Here is a 1,281-nt window from a genome sequence, read left to right as displayed (position 1 = left end):
GTCTACCTCAATGCGCTGCGTCATCCATTGCCCTGGTGGCCAAGTCTGAAAATCTATCTGTCAGGATTCGCCTTGACCACCACTCCCGGCAAGGCTGGCGAGGCGTTGCGCGGCGTTTTGCTCAAGCGTTGGGACGTGCCTTATCCACACAGTTTTGCGGCGCTATTCAGTGAACGCCTGTCGGATTTGCTGGCGATGGTTACGTTGGCGCTCATGGGGGGGAGTGCGTATCCCGAATGGCGGCCGATGGTTATCGCCTGCCTGATCTCGCTGGTTTTCAGTCTGTCGCTGCTGTTCAGACCAGGTTTTGTCAACGCCATTGAGCAGTCTGTTGCACACAGGTCTGGTGGGTTTGCCCGGCTGCTGAACCATGCCGTTCGCGTGATGCAGCTATCGCACCGTTGCCATACCCCACGCCGTCTGATCGGTACAACGCTGTTGAGTCTGCTGGGCTGGGGACTGGAAGCACTGGCGTTTTTCTGGATGCTCACTGCCATGGGCACGGTCATCCCTCTGACATCCGCAGTGTTCATTTATGCCGTTTCCATGTTAGCCGGTGCGCTGAGTTTCATGCCCGGAGGCTTGGGCAGCGCCGAGGCGGTGATGGTGCTGTTGCTGGTGTCGGCTGGTGTCGGGTTGCCGAGTGCAATTGCGGCGACGGTCTTGTTGCGGTTGGTGACGTTATGGTTGGCGGTGGGATTGGGAGCAGTTTTTCTGATGATGCAGGGAAAATCGCAGGATGGAGATTTTGGGGGATGCTGAAGATGGGCAACGAAGCCAATGAAATGAAAATACGTGATTATCTCCTGCTGGGGTTGGCAATCATCTTTGGTTGCTGTTTGAGGCTGCGTCATATTGAGGCGAATGGGCTTTGGCTGGATGAAGCGTTCAGTGTGGCGACAAGTGATCCGGATAACAGTTTTATCAATGTGTATAAACGAACATTGTCAGATGTTCATCCGCCGTTTTATCAACTGTTGCTCTGGGCATTTTATAAAGGGTTTGGCTATGCCGAGATGACGGGTAGATACCTGTCGGTTTTCTTTGGAACGTTGCTGATTCCCCTGATGTTCTACTTGGGAAGGCAACTGCTCAATAATCGTGCCGGCCTCGTGTGTGCATGGCTGTCAGCCGTTAATTTTTATCTGGTTACGTACTCTCAAGAGACTCGATCATATTCGTTATTGGTTTTTCTGGTAGTGCTTTCATTTGTTGTTTTTATTACCGCGGTTCGCAATCCGACGACGTCGAATGTGACTGTTTATGCATTGGTTCTGGCGG

2 protein-coding genes are annotated in these 1,281 nt (G+C 52.7%); both read left to right on the top strand.

Going from position 1 to position 1,281, the window contains the following annotated elements; translation table 11 throughout:
- The coding region (locus tag DBR24_RS13075) for a lysylphosphatidylglycerol synthase transmembrane domain-containing protein (protein WP_146189034.1) at positions 1 to 762 on the top strand (762 nt) is incomplete at its 5' end.
- A 2-nt stretch (positions 763 to 764) separates the two neighbouring features.
- Positions 765 to 1,281, top strand: a 517-nt coding sequence (locus DBR24_RS13070) for a glycosyltransferase family 39 protein (protein ID WP_218278136.1), incomplete at its 3' end; no start/stop codon positions are given.

The organism is Pseudomonas sp. HMWF006, from assembly GCF_003061205.1.
Lineage (GTDB): Bacteria > Pseudomonadota > Gammaproteobacteria > Pseudomonadales > Pseudomonadaceae > Aquipseudomonas > Aquipseudomonas monsensis.
Note: the sequence above shows the minus strand (reverse complement) of the source record. Positions and strands in the feature narration are given on the sequence as shown.